Annotated in this window: 16 protein-coding genes; 10 read left to right on the forward strand and 6 right to left on the reverse strand. The window is 64.8% G+C overall.

Annotation, left to right across the window (positions count from 1 at the left end; genetic code table 11):
• Window positions 1-45: 45 nt before the first annotated feature.
• Complete coding sequence (locus FJ425_RS26285; protein WP_140727029.1) at window positions 46-2457, reverse strand: glucan 1,4-alpha-glucosidase; 2412 nt, start codon at window positions 2455-2457, stop codon at window positions 46-48.
• Window positions 2458-2639: 182 nt separating this feature from the next.
• On the opposite strand from FJ425_RS26285, the gene FJ425_RS26290 reads away from it, so the two are divergent.
• Genes FJ425_RS26290 through FJ425_RS26305 form a run of 4 tightly spaced genes read left to right on the forward strand, consistent with a single transcriptional unit; the run spans window position 2640 to window position 7096 of the window.
• Window positions 2640-3656, forward strand: coding sequence for an ABC transporter substrate-binding protein (locus tag FJ425_RS26290; RefSeq protein ID WP_140698196.1), 1017 nt, complete (start codon window positions 2640-2642; stop codon window positions 3654-3656).
• A 46-nt stretch (window positions 3657-3702) separates the two neighbouring features.
• Entirely contained in the window at window positions 3703-5166 is a 1464-nt protein-coding gene (locus tag FJ425_RS26295; RefSeq protein WP_140727032.1) for a sugar ABC transporter ATP-binding protein, read from the forward strand.
• Window position 5167: 1 nt separating this feature from the next.
• Window positions 5168-6145, forward strand: a complete 978-nt coding sequence (locus FJ425_RS26300) for an ABC transporter permease (protein ID WP_181176056.1) — start codon at window positions 5168-5170, stop codon at window positions 6143-6145.
• 3 nt (window positions 6146-6148) lie between these two features.
• The gene (locus FJ425_RS26305) at window positions 6149-7096 is read left to right on the forward strand and encodes an ABC transporter permease (RefSeq protein WP_140544746.1); all 948 of its coding nucleotides are present in this window, start codon (window positions 6149-6151) and stop codon (window positions 7094-7096) included.
• A gap of 3 nt (window positions 7097-7099) precedes the next feature.
• Here FJ425_RS26305 and ppa read toward each other — a convergent pair whose 3' ends face one another.
• The 5 genes from ppa to FJ425_RS26335 all read right to left on the reverse strand — a co-directional run bounded on the left by ppa (window position 7100) and on the right by FJ425_RS26335 (window position 11304).
• Window positions 7100-7633, reverse strand: coding sequence for an inorganic diphosphatase (gene ppa, locus FJ425_RS26310; RefSeq protein WP_140544744.1), 534 nt, complete (start codon window positions 7631-7633; stop codon window positions 7100-7102).
• 330 nt (window positions 7634-7963) lie between these two features.
• The gene (locus tag FJ425_RS26315; protein ID WP_140727038.1) at window positions 7964-8473 is read right to left on the reverse strand and encodes a GNAT family N-acetyltransferase; all 510 of its coding nucleotides are present in this window, start codon (window positions 8471-8473) and stop codon (window positions 7964-7966) included.
• A gap of 535 nt (window positions 8474-9008) precedes the next feature.
• Window positions 9009-9647, reverse strand: a complete 639-nt coding sequence (locus FJ425_RS26320; protein WP_140727041.1) for a TPM domain-containing protein — start codon at window positions 9645-9647, stop codon at window positions 9009-9011.
• A gap of 6 nt (window positions 9648-9653) precedes the next feature.
• Entirely contained in the window at window positions 9654-10496 is an 843-nt protein-coding gene (locus tag FJ425_RS26325; RefSeq protein ID WP_140727044.1) for a YgcG family protein, read from the reverse strand.
• A 163-nt stretch (window positions 10497-10659) separates the two neighbouring features.
• Window positions 10660-11304, reverse strand: coding sequence for a LemA family protein (locus tag FJ425_RS26335; protein WP_140634755.1), 645 nt, complete (start codon window positions 11302-11304; stop codon window positions 10660-10662).
• A 242-nt stretch (window positions 11305-11546) separates the two neighbouring features.
• Here FJ425_RS26335 and FJ425_RS26340 point away from each other — a divergent pair, with 242 nt between their 5' ends.
• From FJ425_RS26340 to FJ425_RS26365, 6 genes are all read left to right on the forward strand, one after another.
• Window positions 11547-11798, forward strand: coding sequence for a hypothetical protein (locus tag FJ425_RS26340; RefSeq protein WP_140634754.1), 252 nt, complete (start codon window positions 11547-11549; stop codon window positions 11796-11798).
• Between the two features lie 12 nt (window positions 11799-11810).
• The gene (pdxY, locus tag FJ425_RS26345) at window positions 11811-12695 is read left to right on the forward strand and encodes a pyridoxal kinase PdxY (protein ID WP_140634753.1); all 885 of its coding nucleotides are present in this window, start codon (window positions 11811-11813) and stop codon (window positions 12693-12695) included.
• The gene (locus tag FJ425_RS26350) at window positions 12692-13444 is read left to right on the forward strand and encodes a DUF429 domain-containing protein (protein WP_140634752.1); all 753 of its coding nucleotides are present in this window, start codon (window positions 12692-12694) and stop codon (window positions 13442-13444) included. The genes pdxY and FJ425_RS26350 overlap by 4 nt, the downstream gene beginning before the upstream one ends.
• A 163-nt stretch (window positions 13445-13607) precedes the next feature.
• Window positions 13608-14249: a carbonic anhydrase gene (locus tag FJ425_RS26355; RefSeq protein WP_140547167.1), complete on the forward strand. Its 642-nt coding sequence runs from the start codon at window positions 13608-13610 to the stop codon at window positions 14247-14249.
• A 55-nt stretch (window positions 14250-14304) separates the two neighbouring features.
• On the forward strand, window positions 14305-14676 hold the full coding sequence (locus FJ425_RS26360) for a nuclear transport factor 2 family protein (protein WP_246673523.1): 372 nt from the start codon (window positions 14305-14307) through the stop codon (window positions 14674-14676).
• A gap of 405 nt (window positions 14677-15081) precedes the next feature.
• Window positions 15082-17136 (forward strand): M3 family metallopeptidase, encoded by a 2055-nt coding sequence (locus FJ425_RS26365; RefSeq protein ID WP_140727118.1) that lies wholly within the window; start codon window positions 15082-15084, stop codon window positions 17134-17136.
• Window positions 17137-17200: the final 64 nt, after the last annotated feature.

The following is a 17200-nucleotide window of genomic DNA, read 5'->3' on the forward strand; positions in this document are numbered from 1 at the left end:
CATCCCGATTGCTTGAGGAAGCAGAAGTACAATGGCCCTGCCGGATCACGATTGAGCGTCAATGCCGACGCTGAAGTCGACATTCTCCCAACGCATCGCCTCGGGCCAGAAAAAAGTGAAGACGATGGTGGTTCCCGGCTGCAGGCGGCTGACGGGCACATCCACCAGATGAATGCCGAACGCATTCTCGGTTGTCTTGCTGTCCTGCACGGTCAGCCATTTGTCGCTGCTCCAATGGACGACGCCGGGCGCCGACAATTCGACGCGCAGCGCCTTGCCGGCCGGAATGGAGCGGATCTTGTTGTTGAAGCGCCAGATCCGCAGTGGCGAGACCGTCTTGCCCTTAATGTAGCGTTCGACGCCCTGCGGCGGCAGGTCGAAGACGGCGCCGTCGCGCAGCGAGCGCAACAGCTTGATGTGCTCGGCATGCGCCCAGACCAGCGGCATGGCGCTGCCGGACGGTTTGCCCAGCCACAGTTCGCGGTCGGGCATGTCCGGGCGATCCCAGACCTGCTCCGGCAGGAGGCCGCCGACGCCGGCCGAACGTTCGAAAGTCTCAAGCAGTTGCGCCGCCCTGTCCCTGCGGCCGGCGGCCAGCTCGTAATGGGCGCGCTCGCCGGCAAGCAGCGGCCACGGCCGCCCCCGGCCGGTGCCGTCGAAAGGCGCGCCATCCTCGTGCTCGCCATAGCCATCGCCGGTATAGCGGTACCAAAGCGGGCCTTGCGGCAGGTCGCAGCGCAGCTCGGCGTCGATCGCCTTGACGGTGTTGAGGATGCGCGGGTCGTCCGCGGCCCTCAGCCCGAAGCGGACCAGCGCCAGGGCATCCGGGCTGATGATCGCCTCGGCGGGCTTGTCGGTGTCGCCCGGCGGCCGGTTCTTGATCGGCACGAAGCCGTCCTTCGGAGACGCGGCGCCACCATTGTCGGGCGGCGCGATGCGGACATAATAGCCGTCGGTTCCCGCCCTGGCGCTTGCCTGCGTGCCGGTTACATAGGTCCAGCGCTCGACCTGGTCGTTCCAGCAATCGGCGGTCTCGCGCAGATAGTTTGCCGGCTCATTTTTGCCGCAGATTTCCAGCATGTCAGCGGCGGCGAGCAGGCCCGCTATTTCCACGGCTAGCGTGAACGGGCTGTAGCCGGCGTCCTCCTCCCAGCGGTCCTCGCCGGTGACCGGACCGTTGCGCACGACATAGGCGGCGGCGTTCTCGATCATCGCCAGGAAGTCGGCGAGCTTCGACTGCGGCAAGTGGCCGGCGCGGCGCAAGGCATCGGCAAGCAGCAGCGGAAAGGCGCATTCATCCATCTGGATGCCGGGCCAATAGGCGGTGCCGTCGGACCAGCAATTTTGCGGCCAGTGGCCGTCCGGCTGCTGGATCGAGCGCAGATAGGCGAGGATCTGCAGCGCCTGCCTGCCATCTCCGGCCGCCAGGAAGCCACCCGCCGTCTCGACCAGGTCGCGCGGCCAGATGAGGTGATAGCCGCCGAGGTCGTCGTCGCCCTTGTTGAAACCCCAGGGGATCGACAGGCTGGCGACGGCGGCGCCGGGCCTGGCTACCGACAGATGCGTCGCCAGCACTGCGGTGCTGACGCGGTAGGTGTTCAAACCCGAGGCAGCGTGGCGGTCGAGCTTTTCCAACCCTGCCTGGAATATCCGCCAGTTGTCGGCATAGGTCTTCGCGGCCGGCTCGAAACCCTGTTGCAGGCTTGCAAGCGCAAGATCGGCGGCTTCCCGGGGCGAAGCGCCGAAGCCGAGCGCCAGCAAGGCAACCGTCTTGCCGGCCGAAAAGCCGATCTCGCCGGTCAGCGCGACATTGCCGTTTTCGGTTGTATGACAGGAAGGATCGAGCGCGCCGTTATCGTGCAGTTGCCGCCAGCCGTCGGAAAAGCCGACATAGCCGGCCGAGCAGGCGCCCCAAGGCAAAGAGGAGGCGAGCGCCAGCGAGACACCGCGCCCTGTGGCGAAGAGAAGACGCTGCCCCTTGTGCTCGCCGATCCAGGCCGTGTTGCCCATGCCGGCGTTGACGAGGTGCGGCGCAAGCAGCGCGTAGACGCGATAATCAGCCCCCGTGCCCTTCATCGCGCTGAAATGCACTTCCTGCAGCAGCACGGGTCGTTTCGAATCCGTGACGATGCGCTTCTCGATCCGGTAAGCGCCGTCGGAGGCGATGTTGGTCAGCCGGTAGCCAGGCACCCCGTCCTCGAAAGGGTCGACGGTGTGGGCCGCATCGCGCTTCTCCTCGGAAAAATAACCGTCAGGGCCGGTTACGATCAGCCCTAGGTCGCGCGTGCAGGCGCTGTCGAGGTGCGGGTAATAGATTTCGTTCAGGATGCCGTGGCTGGTGGTGAACCAGAGCGGGCTTTTTGCCGAAAGCGCGGTTCCGACGCCACTCTTGGCACTTGACGTCCAGCGCGCCGGAATTCCGGGCGCGCCTTTAGAAACGGTCGGCGTCACTGCCATGCATTGGCCTCCTGCCGCGTTCCTAGACCAGGAGTCGCCGTCTTTTCAATCGTCGCACCGCAAGTTGATCGGGCAGTGCCAATGCTTTGGAGTTGACAGCTTGCGGTTCCTCTGAATTTGTCTGACAATAGATAAAAAACAGAGATTTCGGGTTAGTAGCAGCAACCTCGGGAGGAACCGACATGAAGAAACTGCTCGTATTGAGTGCATTCGCGGCGATGCTCGCCTCGGGCACCGCGCTTGCCGACACCAGCGGCAAGAAGATCGCCTTCTCCAACAATTATGCCGGCAATTCCTGGCGCCAGGCGATGCTCGACAGCTATGCGATCGTCACCAAGAAGGCGGTCGACGACAAGATTGTCGCCGCGGCCGATGTCTTCACCACCGCCGACAAGGAAGTGCCGACCCAGGCCGCCCAGGTGCAGAACCTGATCCTGCAGGGCTATGACGCCATCGTCATCAACGCGGCCTCGCCCGATGCGCTCAATGGCGCCATCAAACAGGCCTGCGACGCCGGTATTGTGGTCGTCTCCTTCGACGGCACCGTGACCGAGCCCTGCGCCTATCGCGTCGTCGTCGACTTCAAGGACATGGGCAAGCAGGAAGTCGAGCAGATGGCCAAATTCCAGCCCAAGGGCGGCAATCTGCTGGAAATCCGCGGTCTCGCCGGCACCTCGATCGACGATGCCATCCATGCCGGCATCCTCGAAGGCGTCGCCGCCCATCCGGAGTTCAAGATCGTCGGTTCGGTGACGGGCGACTGGGACCAGACGACGGCGCAGAAGGCGGTGGCGACCATCCTGCCGTCGCTGCCGGATGTCGTCGGCATCGTCGACCAGGGCGGCGACGGCTATGGTGCCGCCCAAGCCTTCGCCGCGGCCGGCAAGCCGCGTCCGACCATCATCATGGGCAACCGGCAGGACGAGCTGAAGTGGTGGAAGGAGCAGAAGGAGAAGGACGGCTACAAGACCTGGTCGGCCTCGATCGCGCCCGGCGTGTCGACGCTGGCCTTCTGGGTGGCGCAGCAGGTGCTCGACGGACGCAAGGACATTCCGCACGACCTCCTGGTGCCCTATCTCGCTTTCACCCAGGACGATTTCGAGGCCGCGCTGCCGAAGATCAAGGAAGGCGGCGTCGCCACGCACGAATACACGCAGGAAGACGCCATCGCCGCCATCAAGGCCAACATCAAGCAATAGCGGCGGGGCGTTGCTGCCTGCATCGCCAACCGGGTAAAAGTTGAGGATGCTCCAGGCTATTGCAGACATCGTCAAACTGGACGGCGCCGAAAAGCATTTCGGCGCCGTCCGGGCGCTTAACGGCGTCGACTTCCATGTCGGCGCCGGCGAATGCGTCGGGCTGGTCGGGCATAACGGCGCCGGCAAGTCGACGCTCATGCATATGGTGGCCGGCACGCTGCGGCCGGATGGCGGGCAGATCGCCGTGCGCGGCAATCAGGAAGCAAGCTATTCGGTGGCGCGCGCGCTCGAGCTCGGCATACGCTGCGTCTTCCAGGAGCTGTCGCTCTGCCCCAATCTCAGCGTCGCCGAGAATACCCGCATCAACCACCCTGCGCTCACCGGTTTCGGCTGGCGGCGCCGGGCCGCCGACCTCATCCGCGCCAAGCTGAACGAGATATTTCCGGACCACGGCATCTCGGCGGATGACATCGCCGGCGACCTCTCGATCGGCAGGCGGCAGATGGTCGAGGTGGCGCGCGCCTTCACGCTGACCCGCGAGCCGCTGCATCTGGTCATCCTCGACGAGCCGACCTCCTCGCTCGACGCGCATACGGCGGGCCAGCTGCTTTCGTTCGTGCGCCGCTTCGTGGCGGCCGGCGGCAGCTGTATCCTGATCTCGCATGTGCTGGGCGAGGTGCTGCAGAACGCCGACCGCATCGTGGTGATGCGCGACGGCAAGGTGGTCGCGGCCGATGCCGCGAGCGCGTTCGACCGCGACAGGCTGGTCGCGGCCATGGGCGGCGCCGAGGGACATCACAAAGCCGCCGCCGAGGCCCGCAAGACCGAGCCAGGAGCGCTCAGGGTGCGGGCACGCCCGGCCAGGCAGCAGGACGGCAAGGAGCTTGTCGCGCGCGCAGGCGAGATCATCGGTCTCGCGGGACTTGCCGGCCACGGCCAGACGGATCTTTTGCTGGCGATCTTCTCGGCCGCCTCGCGCGCCAGGGCCGGCATCGAGGTTACGGCGCCGGTGGCGCTGGTCGCCGGCGACCGCCAGTCGGACGGCATCTTTTCGCAGTGGTCGATCGCGCAGAACATCGGCATCCGCTCGCTGGCGCGGCTGCGCAGCGGTGTGCTGATCTCGCCGCAGCGCGAGGCCGAGCTTGCCGAGGCCTGGAAGAAGAAGATCGGCATCCGCACGCCCGACATGAACAACAACATCTATTCGCTGTCGGGGGGCAACCAGCAGAAGGCGCTGTTTGCCCGCGCGCTCGGTTCCGACGCCGAGATCGTGCTGATGGACGATCCGATGCGTGGCGTCGATATCGGCACCAAGCTGGAAGTCTACGACCTGGTGCGCGAGGAGGCTGCCAAGGGCCGGACCTTCCTCTGGTACACGACCGAGACCGAAGAGCTCGACAATTGCGACCATGTCTATGTCTTCAAGAACGGCCGTATCGTCGCCAATCTGCGGCGCGACGAGCTGACGGAGGAAAAGATCATCCAATCCTCGTTCGGCGATGCGGCCTGAGATGACAGCGATCGCTCCCGGCACCGTTCCGAAAGCTTCGCCGCGCGGCAGCGCCGCCCGGGCGCGCATGCTGCGCGGCCTTTTGCCGGCTTTGTCGCTGGCACTGGTGCTGATTGCGATTGCCTGGCTCAACCCGCGCGCCATCAGCTATTTCGGCTTCAACCTGATGCTCAACCTGGCGATCCCGATCGCGCTGGCGACGATCGCGCAGATGTTCGTCATCGCCGGCAACGAGCTCGATCTGTCGATAGGAACGTTCGTTGGATTCGTCGGCTGCGTCACCGCAACCTGGCTGAGGGACGCGCCGCTCATCGGCATTCTCGTGCTCATCGGCTCGATCGGCGTTTATGCATTGCTCGGCGCGCTGATCCACCTGCGCAATTTGCCTTCGATCGTGGTGACGCTCGGCATGAGCTTCGTCTGGCAGGGGCTTGCGATCCTGGTCCTGCCCAAGCCCGGCGGCAAGGCGCCGGACTGGCTGCTGTCGATCATGTCCTTCAAGCCGCCTTACGTCCCGTTCCCGATCCTTGCCGCGCTGCTGATTGCCGCCGTCGTGCATTTCGGCCTGATGCGCACGTCCTACGGCGTCATCCTGCGCGGCTCAGGCGGGAACGCCGCGGCACTGCGGCGCGCCGGCTGGTCGCTGCTCAAGACCAAGATCGTGCTGTTCGCGCTGACCGGCCTGTTCGGCGTGCTCTCCGGCATGGCGCTGATCGGCATCACCACGTCGGCCGACGCCAATATCGGCAATGGCTATACGCTGCTTTCGATCGCCGGCGTCATTCTCGGCGGCGGCGAGTTCGTCGGCGGCAGGGTGTCGCCGATCGGCGCCGTCCTCGGCGCGCTGACGCTGGCCTTGGCCGCCTCGCCGCTCTTGACCTTCATGCACATCCCGCCCGACTGGCAGGTGGCCGCCAACGGCGCGATCCTGATCATCGTGCTGGCGGCGCGGGTGCTGATCAGCCGCAGGGAGCGGTGAGCGATGACCTCAGTGCGGACGCTGCTTGAAAAACCCTGGATCTGGTCGTTCGTCGGCGCTCTGGTCGTCTGGCTGGCGACGATTGCCTTCACCGGCGGCTATGGCGCCGGCGGCATGGTCACGGCAGCGCTTTCGCTCGCCGTCTTCACCGTCATCGTCGGCGTCGGCCAGATGTTCGTCATTACGCTGGGGCCCGGCAATGTCGACCTGTCGCTGCCGGCCAATATCGGGCTGGCAAGCGCGGTCGCCATGAAGGTGATGGGCGGCAGCGATGCCATGATCGTCGTCGGTCTGCTTGCCGCACTTGCCTGCGGCGCCGCGATCGGCGCGATCAACTATCTGCTGATCTGGGCGCTGCGCATCCCGCCGATCATCGCGACGTTGTCGGCGAGCTTCATCATCCAGTCGGTCGACATCAGCTATGGCCGCGGCCTGCAGATCAAGCCGCCGCCGGGCTTCGCCGACTTCACCAACTGGCAGGTGCTGGGCATTCCGGTGCTGGCGATGCTGACGGTGGTCTTCACTATCGGCGCCGCGCTGGCGCTGCAGCGCATGATCTACGGCCGCTCGGTGCTGGCGATCGGCCAGAACATCCGCGCCGCATGGCTGGCCGGCGTCCATGTCGGCCGCATCCGCTTCCTCACCTACACGCTGTGCGGCGCGCTCGGCGGCATCGACGGGGCGCTGCTTGCCGGCTATTTCCGCGGCGCCAATGTCGATATCGGCAACGAATATCTGCTCGCCTCGATCGCGGTCGTGGTCATCGGCGGCACCTCGGTCGCCGGCGGCAAGGCCAATGTGCCGGGCGTCTGGGGCGCCGGCCTGTTCCTGGTGCTCCTGCTCACCATGCTCAACACGTTCGGCGTCAGCGCCGGCGTGCGGCTGGTGCTGACGGGGCTGATCATCGTCGGGGTGATCACGGCGGCCGGCGGCGAGAAGGCCGTTCGGTAGCCTTTACTTGGCTGCCTTGGCCCGGGCGATCGCGTCGACGATCATCTTCTTGGCATATTTGGAATCGTGCCAGCCCTCGATCTTGACCCATTTGCCGGGCTCGAGATCCTTGTAGTGCTCGAAGAAGTGCTGCACCTGCTGGCGCGTGATCTCGGGCAGATGCGTGTATTCGGTGACGTTCTCGTAACGCAGCGTCAGCTTGGGCGAGGGGACGGCGATCACCTTCTCGTCTTGGCCGGCATTGTCTTCCATGATCAAGACGCCGATCGGCCGCACGTTGATGACGCAGCCCGGCACCAGCGCGCGGGTGTTGCAGACCAGGACGTCGATCGGGTCGCCGTCGCCCGACAGCGTGTGCGGCACGAAGCCGTAATTGCCGGGATAGCGCATCGAGGTGTGCAGGAAGCGGTCGACGAACAGGGTGCCGGCCTCCTTGTCCATTTCGTATTTGATCGGCTCGCCGCCGATCGGCACCTCGATGATGACGTTGACGTCCTCAGGCGGGTTCTTTCCGGTGGGCACGGCTTCGATACGCATGGCAAAATCCCTCTCTCGATTGCAAGACCGATAGCGGGCGAAACGTCATGGTGCAATGCGCCGAATGGCACTGAACGCTGATGGAAGCGCACAGTTTGTGATGGCGTGTAACTTAGGATGTGTCGAGATTCAGGTGATGCCGGCCTGCGAACGACGGCTTCCTGCGCTTCCGGTGCTCACGTACTTTAGTACGCTCCGCTCCGGCCTTCGCCGGCCGAAGCCCTCATAAGTGTCTCCGCTCTATAAAGGCTACGGCCGGCGTAGGCCGGTTCTCGGAAGCCGTCGTTCTCGACTCGGCCTGACCTGAATCTCGACATATCCTGGACGACGTCAGTCATTCCAGACGAAAGCCACTTTCTTGAGCGCCTTCTGCTCGAAGACCTCGACGCCTTCGGCGATATCGCGGCCGCCATTGCCGGCGTAGAAGGCCAGGGCGTTGTGATTGTCCTCCAGCGCCCAGACCACCAGGCCGCGCAGGCCGTGGTCGGCGAGCCGGGCCTTGGCCGCCTTGAACAGCCGGCTGCCGAGCCCGAGGCCCTGATATTCCGGACGCAGATAGAGCTCGTAGATCTCGCCCTGCTGGCGGAGCTCGCGAGCACGGTTCTTGCCGATCGTGGCATAGCCGGCGACCGTTCCGCCGATCTCGACGACCAGCACGGTGGCGGCGCGGCGAATCGCGTTGGCCCACCAGTCGACGCCGCGGCGGTTGATCATCGAGGTCAACGTGCGGTGCGGGATGATGCCGGAATAGGCGCCGCGCCAGGCCTGCTGGTGCACCTCGGCGATGGCGCTCGCGTCGCGCGGCTCTGCCTTCCGGATGTCGATCGTCAGCGTGTTCATGATTGGTTAACCATAAACCCGCATCGCCGGATTGCAAAGAGTCCGCCAACACACCTCCTCGCTTTCGCACAGGCGAAAGATGGGCGCGCCGACGAGGCGCCTAGAGCCGGATGTCGCCCGAAAACCACCTCACACTTTTCGGCATCATGCTCTAGTTCCCCGACACAGGGATTTTGAAAGGTTGCGGGTTTGTCTTGGCGTAAGATTTTCCACTCATTTCCGTGTAATCAGCGCAAACGTCGCCCCAACGTCGTCATTCTATGGCGGAGCAAGGAGCGAAGCGACGCGCGCAGACCATAGAATCCATGCCGCGACTTGGAAGCGCCGCCACGGTGCAGAATTTTACTCCGTTGCACCCCTTGGCGAAGGTAATGGCATGGATTCCAGGGTCTTCGCGATGGAGCTTCGCTCCTGCTCCGCCCTGGAATGACGATCGCGATGGGCGTTTCGGCCAATCTCCAACGCGTGCCACCTGCCAACGCAAAACAGAGTTGACCGAAGCCGACCGGTCAAAATCCTTGTGCAGTGCCACCAGTCAGATTTCGACGAGATGATCGTCGAGCTCGTTGGTGTCGTCTTCGGTGACCGGGAAATGCTCGGCGAGCACCGCGCCCACCGTGCCGATAGCCTTCACGAAACCGTCGGCCAGCCGGTCGTCGCCGGCATGTTTGGTCAGGTCGCCCACCACGCCGTCCCAGACATGCTGGCCGACCTTGGCGTCGATGCCGGAGTCGGCGACGACCTCGGCATAGCGCTCGGCAACGGAGACGAAGATGAGCACGCCGGTGCGCGCGCTCGTGCGGTGGACGTTGCGGGCCAGGAACTGCTTCATCGCATTGGCGTGCGCCGCCTGATAGCGCAGCCTTCTCGGCACGAAATGAATGCGCAAGGTAGGCAGGAACCAGAGCAGGGCGAGCACCGAGGCCAGCGCCAGCGCTTGCGCCAGCACGAAATGCGGCAGCCGGATGGACAGCCACCAGGCTTCCAGCCCATAGGCGACGGCGAGGCTGGCGACGAACACGCCGATCGTCGTCGTGAACGCGGCCGGAAAGAAGTAGCCGTCGCTGGCCCGAGCGACGACGCAGTAGATCTCGCCGTCGGTCTTCAACTCGGCGGTGCGGATCGCCTCGGCGATGCGGTCATGGTCCTCGGCGCTGATCGGTCGCGTTGCCATGATGCCTCACCAGCTTCCCGAGGAGCCGCCGCCGCCCGACGAGCCGCCGCCGCCTGAAAATCCGCCACCGCCGCCTCCCGAGGACCAGCCACTGCCGCCGGACGACCAGCCGCCCGAGGAAGAGCGCCGGTTCTGATTGAAGGTCATGCCGAGCCAGCGATAGCGGCCGGGCCCGATCTTCTGGCCGAAGATCGGCGGCAGCACCGTCATCGCGATGCCGCTGAAGAAGATAAGCGCCCAGATGGCGATGAAGATGGCGAAGAACAGGTCGTCGGAGTTGAACGGCGCCTGCTCGTTGCGCTTGCCGCGCGCTTCCAGCTCCTCCGGATTGCCCTCCAGGACCATGATCATGTCGTCGACGGCCTTGGTGATGCCGCCGGAGAAATCGCCGGCGCGGAAGGCCGGCACCATGTCGTTCTCGATGATCAGCTTGGTGTGCAGGTCGGTCAGCGTGCCTTCCAGGCCGTAGCCGACCTCGATGCGCATCTTGCGGTCGTTGGGCGCCACCAAGAGCAGCACGCCGTTGTTTTCCTTGGCCTGGCCGAGCTTCCAGAAGCGGAACAGCCGGTTGGCATAAGGTTCGATCTCCTCGCCGCCAAGGCTGGTAACGGTGGCGACGACGATCTGGTCCGAGCCCTTGGTTTCGAAGTCCGCGAGCTTTTGCGTCAGCGCCGCGCGCGTGCCGGCATCGATGATGCCGGCATTGTCGACGACACGGCCGGTAAGCGCGGGAAGGTCGGCGGCGAGGGCGGCGAGGGGGAGGAGGAAGAGGGCGGCAAGAAGGACAAGCAATGAGAGGTAGGCGTTCTGTCGCCCCCCTCTCTGTCCTGCCGGACATCTCCCCCTCAAGGGGGGAGATTGGATGTCACGCCGGCCTTCGCTAATCTTCAGCATCGAAGGGAGGGCGAGGTTGCCGAAACTGCCAATCTCCCCCCTTGAGGGGGAGATGTCCGGTAGGACAGAGAGGGGGGTGACGGAACTCAAGGCTGGCTCGATAAGCTAAGACGCCGGCTCACCCGCCCTGCTTCGTGCTCGTGCCGAAATCGACCTTCGGCACCTGCATCTTGTCTTCCTCGACGGTGAAGTTCGCAAACGGCTCGTTGCCGCGGAACCAGAAGGTCGCCCACAGCACCGAGGGGAAGGTCCTCAGCGTCAGATTATAGTCCCTGACCGCCTGGATATAGTCGCGCCGCGCCACCGCGATGCGGTTCTCGGTGCCTTCGAGCTGCGCCTGCAACGCGAGAAAATTCTGGTTCGCCTTGAGGTCGGGATAGGCTTCCGACACCGCGATCAGCCGCGACAGCGCGCTGGTCAGCCCGGCCTGCGCATCCTGGAACTTCTTCAGCGCCTCGGGGTCTTTCAGCGTCTCCGGCGTCACCGTGATCTGCGTTGCCTTGGCGCGCGCCTGGACGACCGCGTCGAGCGTATCTTTTTCATGCGAGGCATAGCCCTTCACCGTCTCGACCAGGTTCGGGATCAGGTCGGAACGGCGCTGATATTGGTTGAGCACCTCGCTCCAGGCCGCATGCGCGTTCTCTTCCGCCGTCGGAATGGTGTTGTAACCGCAGCCGGCAAGCAGCGGCAGCACGAAAACCATCATCAGGAAGGCGGCAAGGCTGCGGAAGGGGGAGGCTAGTGAGAGGCGCTCGGCAATCATGATTGGTCCCTCGACAGAAGTTGCACGCGAAGCATTACCACAATCCACGCGCAAGGAAATGTCCGGCTGACGACGCCGATTCCAGCTCTGGCGCGAGCCCCTGTGAATGGTCGAGCCAACAGGTTTCCATCTCCTTGTTCGACGCAATTCCGGCCGGAAGGCTACGGCGAAGTCGCCGAGCCTAAACGCTTCGCACTTTTCCTGGAGTTGCTCTAAAGTCCGGGCAGGAAAGGGCAATTGCCATGGCCCAGCGCCGGGACGACGAGACCGAATCACGCCGCATCCTCGAACGCGTGGCGCGCGAGACGGCGCCGGGCGGCGCGTCGTTCATCGTCCGCACGGCGAAGGATGCGCGCGACCGCGTGACCGCCGCCGATACCGACCGCACCGATCCCATCGAATATTGGGGAACCCGCATTGGCCGAACGCTCGGCTTCATCATTGCCATTGGGCTATTGGCCTGGCTGGTGTATGCCGCCACGCGTGGCGGCTAGGAACAGATTTCCATGAATGCAGAAAAAATCGACGCGCCGCGCGCGGTCATCGTCATCTCCAGCCATGTCGCCCGCGGCTCGGTCGGCAACCGCGCCGCCGTCTTCGCGCTGGAGACGCTGGGCTTCCCGGTCTGGGCGGTGCCGACCGTCATCCTGCCCTGGCATCCGGGCCACAGCCGGGCCACGCGCATCGTTCCGCCGCTCGATCAGTTCAAGGCGCTGATGGCCGATCTCGAGCGCGCGCCCTGGCTGGGCGAGGTGAGGGCCGTGCTGTCGGGCTATCTCGGCGAGGCCGGCCAGGCCGACGCGGTCGCCTCACTGGTCGCCGCCGTCAAGGAAAAGACGCCGAACGCGCTTTATATCTGCGACCCGGTGATGGGCGATTCGGGCGGGCTCTACGTGCCCGAGCCGACGGCCGTCGCCATGCGCGACAAATTGATGCCGATCGCTGATATCGCGACGCCCAACCGCTACGAGCTGGAATGGATGGCGGGCGCGCCGCTGCCCGACATCAAGGCGGTGACGGCGGCGGCACTTCATGCCGGCCCTTCGACCATGCTGGTGACCTCGGCGCCCGCCATGATGATGGGCGGCACCGGCAATTTCCTGCTCGACGGCAGCCAGGCGCTGCTTGCCGAGCACCGCGTGATCGAGAAGCCGCCGAACGGGCTGGGCGATCTGACGGCGGCCGTCTATCTGGCGCGCGTTCTCTCCGGCCAGCCGCCGGTCAAGGCGCTGCAGTCGACCACCGCTGCCGTCTACGAGATCCTCGCTCGCACCGCGAAGCGCGGCGGCGACGAGCTGCAACTCGAAACCGACGCGCAGAGCCTGTCGCACCCCATGGCCATGGTGCAGCTGCGCCATCTCCTGCATCCCGGGAGGGACAAGCGGGCGTGAAGCTCGCAGGCGTCGATGGCTGCAAGGCCGGCTGGATCGCCGTCCACCGCGAAGCGGACGCCGCGCCGTCGGTCTCGGTCTTCCCGAGCTTCCAGGCGCTGCTCGACGCGCTGCCGGATGCAACGATCGCCGTCGACATGCCGATCGGCCTGCCGGATTTTGCGAGCAGAGGCGGCCGCGGGCCGGAAGCGTTGGTGCGGCCTCTGCTCGGGGCGCGGCAATCCAGCGTGTTCGCCATCCCCTCGCGGGCGGCACTCTATGCCGATACCAGCGACTTCACCACGATCGAGGCCTGGTATGCGGCGCATCGGCTGGCAAGCGCGACGGCATTGGCAACGTCGGATCCGCCGCGCGGCGTTTCCATCCAGGCCTTCGGCATCTTTTCGAAGATCCGCGAGATCGATCAGCTGTTGATCACGCGACCGGAGTTGTGCAGCCGCATCTTCGAATCGCATCCGGAAGTGGCGTTCTGCCGGCTGAATGGCGGCACGGCGATGGCCTTGCCGAAGAAGATCAAGGGAGCGGTCAACCCGGCCGGCATGGAGGAGCGCAAGGCGCTGCTTTGCCGGCACGGCTACAAGAAGGATTTTCTCGACCAGGCGCCGCCGCGCGGCGCGGCGAGCGACGACTTCCTCGACGCCGCGGCCATGATGCTGATTGCCGAGCGCATCGCCAGCGGCGAGGCAAAACCTTCTCCAGATCCGCCATTGACCGATCGTTTCGGCATTCCCGTTGCGATCTGGGCGTGACGAAGCCATGAATGCCGCATCGCGATTGCGACGGGCTCATCCGCAATTCGGCATTGCTCGCGACCGACTTTTGCCGCTAGAGGCTTTCCCAGACTTCAGGCAGACACCGCTCGAACACCCACATTCGTGCGCATCCAACCCGGAAAGGGCCCAGACGCCGCCCATGCCTCACCTCCCCGAGCACCTCCTCGCCGGCTATCGCAACTTCATGGCCGGCCGCTATCCCTCGGAAAGCGACCGCTATCGCTCGCTGGCGCGCGAAGGCCAGGCGCCTGAAACGATGATCGTCGCCTGCTGCGATTCCCGCTCAGCCCCGGAGGCGATCTTCGACGCCGGCCCCGGCGAGCTCTTCGTGCTGCGCAATGTCGCCAATCTGGTGCCGCCCTATGAGCCGGACGGCGAATATCACTCGACATCGGCCGCGCTGGAATTCGCCGTGCAGAGCCTGAAGGTCAAGAACATCGTGGTGATGGGCCACGGCCGCTGCGGCGGCATCCGTGCCGCTCTCGACACCAATTCCTCGCCGCTGTCGCCTGGCGACTTCATCGGCAAATGGATGAGCCTGATCGCGCCGGCCGCCGAGACGGTGGCCTCCAGTACCATGATGACGGCGACCGAGCGCCAGACGGCGCTGGAACGCATTTCCATCCGCTATTCGATCGCCAATTTGAGGACCTTCCCTTGCGTCTCGATCCTGGAAGGCAAGGGACGGCTCTCGCTGCACGGCGCCTGGTTCGACATCTCGACCGGGGAGCTTTGGGTGATGAACAAGGAAACCGGCGATTTCGAGCGGCCCGAGCTGTAACGGAGGGGCGATGCACCGGACCTGGCGGAGGTTCCTTCTCGCGGCGGCGCTGCTCATGTCCACGGTCGCGCGTGCCAGCGCCGACGACGGCGCCATCATCGACCGCTGGTATTCGGCGCTGCTGGCCGCCGACAGGACCGAGCTTTCCGAATTGCTTGCCGACGACGTGCGCATGAAGCTGGACGATATCGGCGTCGTGCAGACCAAGCAGGATTTCATCGCCTCGATCGACGAATGGCAGGGCGCGGTGGCGGGCGCCGCGATCCGTCATCGCATCGAAAAGAGCGAGAACGGCGAGACCACGGTGCTCGCCTGCTACGACTTCCCCAGCAACGACATGCTGATGCGCGAGACTTTTGCCATCGCCGGCGGCCGCATCGTCGCCAGCACCCAGACGGCGGTGGCGCAGGACTGCAGCGCCTATTAGTGTTTGCGTTGGCAGGCGCATGCCTTGGCGATTGGCCGTAACGCCCGTCTGTTCGTCATCCACGGGCGGAGCAAGGAGCGAAGCGACGCGGCGCAGACCCGAGGATCCATTCCGTTACGTCGAGGCGTTGCCACGGTGCAGAATTCTGCTCCGCTGCGTTCCTCGGCTAAAGTCACGGAATGGATCCTCGGGTCCGCGCTCCGCTTCGCGTCGCTCCGCCCGTGGATGACGAGGTTCGGTTTGCGATGAACCAGCGCATTTCACCGTTTCGCGGAAACGGCGAGCCGCCTTACCCCTTGAATGTCCATGGCGAATCCCAGGGCTACCCTTGTTGCGCGCTGCGTAGCATCGTCCTACATCCGGGGCAGCCTGCCGCTCCCAATTCACCGAACTTCCCAGTTGGATTTGCTCATGTCAAAAACCGTCGACCTCGCCGCCCATCCGCTGACCGTCTGGCAAGGGCCGCTCGGCCTGCCGGATTTCTCGCGCATCGGCGACAATGATTTCGGGCCGGTCTTCGACGCGGCGCTGGCGGCGCATCAGGCCGAGATCGACGCGATCGCCGGCAACAGCGAGATGCCGACCGTCGAGAACACACTTGCCGCGCTCGAGCTTGCCGGCGAGGCGCTCGACCGTGTCTCGTCGATCTTCTGGTGCCGCGCCGGCGCTCATACCAACGACACGATCCAGGCGATGGAGCGCGAGGTTTCGCCAAAGATGTCGCGGCATTTCTCGGCGATCTCGATGAACGAAAAACTGTTTGCCCGCATCGACGACCTCTATCAGCGGCGCGACAGCCTCAAGCTCGATGCCGAGACGCTGCGCGTTCTGGAAAAGACCTGGAAAGGCTTTGTCCGGTCGGGCGCGAAACTCGACGCCGAGGGCAAGAAGCGGCTCGCGGCCATCAATGAGGAACTTTCCTCGCTCGGCACCAAATTCGGCCAGAACGTGCTGGCCGACGAGCGTGACTGGGCGCTGTTCCTCGACGAGGCCGACCTTGCCGGCCTGCCGGACTTTTTGAAGAGCGCGATGGCGGAAGCGGCCGAAATGCGCGGCCAGAAGGGCCGTTACGCGGTGACGCTGTCGCGCTCGATCTACGAGCCATTCTCGACATTTTCCGAGCGCCGCGACCTGCGCGAGATCGCGTTCAAGGCGTTCATCATGCGTGGCCAGAATGGCGGCGCCTCCGACAATACCGATGTCGTGCGCGACATGCTGAAGCTGCGCGCCGAGAAGGCGAAGCTGCTGGGCTACGGCTCCTTCGCGGCGCTGAAGCTCGACGACACGATGGCAAAAACGCCGAAGGCCGTGCACGAGCTGCTCGACCCGGTCTGGGAAAAGGCGCTGGAGAAGGCCGCGGCCGACCAGAAGGAACTGGAGCGGCTGGCCGCGAATGCCGGCAGCAACGAGAAGTTCGCAGCGTGGGACTGGCGCTTCTACCAGGAGAAGCTGCGCGCCGAGAAATTCGCTTTCGACGAAGCTGAGTTGAAGCCTTACCTGCAGCTCGAACGTGTCATCGAAGCCTGCTTCGATGTGGCGACGCGCCTGTTCGGCATTACCTTCGAAGAGAAGAAGGGCATTACAGCCTGGCATCCCGACGCGCGTGTTTTCGTGGTGAAGAATGCCGACGGCAGCGAACGCGGCCTGTTCCTCGCCGATTATTTCGCGCGGCCCTCAAAGCGCTCCGGCGCCTGGATGAGCGCGCTTCGGTCCGGTTACAAGCTCGGCGACGGCGCCAAGCCGGTGATCTACAACATCATGAATTTCGCCAAGCCGCCGGCCGGCGAGGCAGCGCTTCTGTCGGTCGACGAGGCAAAGACGCTGTTCCACGAGTTCGGCCACGCGCTGCACGGCATGCTGACCGACGTCACCTGGCCGTCGGTTTCGGGCACTTCGGTCAGCCGCGATTTCGTCGAATTGCCCTCGCAGCTCTATGAGCACTGGCTGACCGTGCCGGCGGTGCTGGAAAAGCATGCGCTGCACGTCAAGACCGGCAAGCCGATGCCGAAGGCGCTGCTCGACAAGATGCTCGCCGCCCGCACCTTCGGCGCCGGTTTCGCCACGGTCGAGTTCACCGCCTCGGCGCTGATCGACATGGCCTATCATGCGCGACCTGACGCGCCCGCCGAGCCGCTTCGGTTCGAGGCCGAAACGCTCGAAAAGCTGCATATGCCCGACACGATCGCAATGCGCCACCGCACCCCGCATTTCGGCCATGTCTTCGCCGGCGACGGATATTCAGCCGGCTATTATTCCTACATGTGGTCGGAAGTGCTCGACGCCGATGCCTTCTCGGCGTTCGAGGAGACGGGCGATGCCTTCAATCCGGAACTCGCCGAGCGGCTTCTGAAGAACATCTATGCCGCGGGTGGGTCGAAGGATCCGGAGGAGCTTTATACGGCCTTCCGGGGGAAGATGCCTTCGCCTGAAGCGATGATGGTGAAGCGGGGACTGGTGTAGCGCCCTTTTTCCTTCTCCCCTTGTGGGAGAAGGTGGATCGGCGCGCAGCGCCGAGACGGATGAG

This window comes from Mesorhizobium sp. B2-7-2 (assembly GCF_006440775.1).
GTDB lineage: Bacteria > Pseudomonadota > Alphaproteobacteria > Rhizobiales > Rhizobiaceae > Mesorhizobium.

Bases quoted from the DNA above. Each gene is read 5' to 3' on its own strand.
- FJ425_RS26285 (WP_140727029.1), bottom strand. From the start codon at position 2,457: ATGGCAGTGACGCCGACCGTTTCTAAAGGCGCGCCCGGAATTCCGGCG.
- FJ425_RS26290 (WP_140698196.1), top strand. From the start codon at position 2,640: ATGAAGAAACTGCTCGTATTGAGTGCATTCGCGGCGATGCTCGCCTCG.
- FJ425_RS26295 (WP_140727032.1), top strand. From the start codon at position 3,703: ATGCTCCAGGCTATTGCAGACATCGTCAAACTGGACGGCGCCGAAAAG.
- FJ425_RS26300 (WP_181176056.1), top strand. From the start codon at position 5,168: ATGACAGCGATCGCTCCCGGCACCGTTCCGAAAGCTTCGCCGCGCGGC.
- FJ425_RS26305 (WP_140544746.1), top strand. From the start codon at position 6,149: ATGACCTCAGTGCGGACGCTGCTTGAAAAACCCTGGATCTGGTCGTTC.
- ppa (WP_140544744.1), bottom strand. From the start codon at position 7,633: ATGCGTATCGAAGCCGTGCCCACCGGAAAGAACCCGCCTGAGGACGTC.
- FJ425_RS26315 (WP_140727038.1), bottom strand. From the start codon at position 8,473: ATGAACACGCTGACGATCGACATCCGGAAGGCAGAGCCGCGCGACGCG.
- FJ425_RS26320 (WP_140727041.1), bottom strand. From the start codon at position 9,647: ATGGCAACGCGACCGATCAGCGCCGAGGACCATGACCGCATCGCCGAG.
- FJ425_RS26335 (WP_140634755.1), bottom strand. From the start codon at position 11,304: ATGATTGCCGAGCGCCTCTCACTAGCCTCCCCCTTCCGCAGCCTTGCC.
- FJ425_RS26340 (WP_140634754.1), top strand. From the start codon at position 11,547: ATGGCCCAGCGCCGGGACGACGAGACCGAATCACGCCGCATCCTCGAA.
- pdxY (WP_140634753.1), top strand. From the start codon at position 11,811: ATGAATGCAGAAAAAATCGACGCGCCGCGCGCGGTCATCGTCATCTCC.
- FJ425_RS26355 (WP_140547167.1), top strand. From the start codon at position 13,608: ATGCCTCACCTCCCCGAGCACCTCCTCGCCGGCTATCGCAACTTCATG.
- FJ425_RS26360 (WP_246673523.1), top strand. From the start codon at position 14,305: ATGTCCACGGTCGCGCGTGCCAGCGCCGACGACGGCGCCATCATCGAC.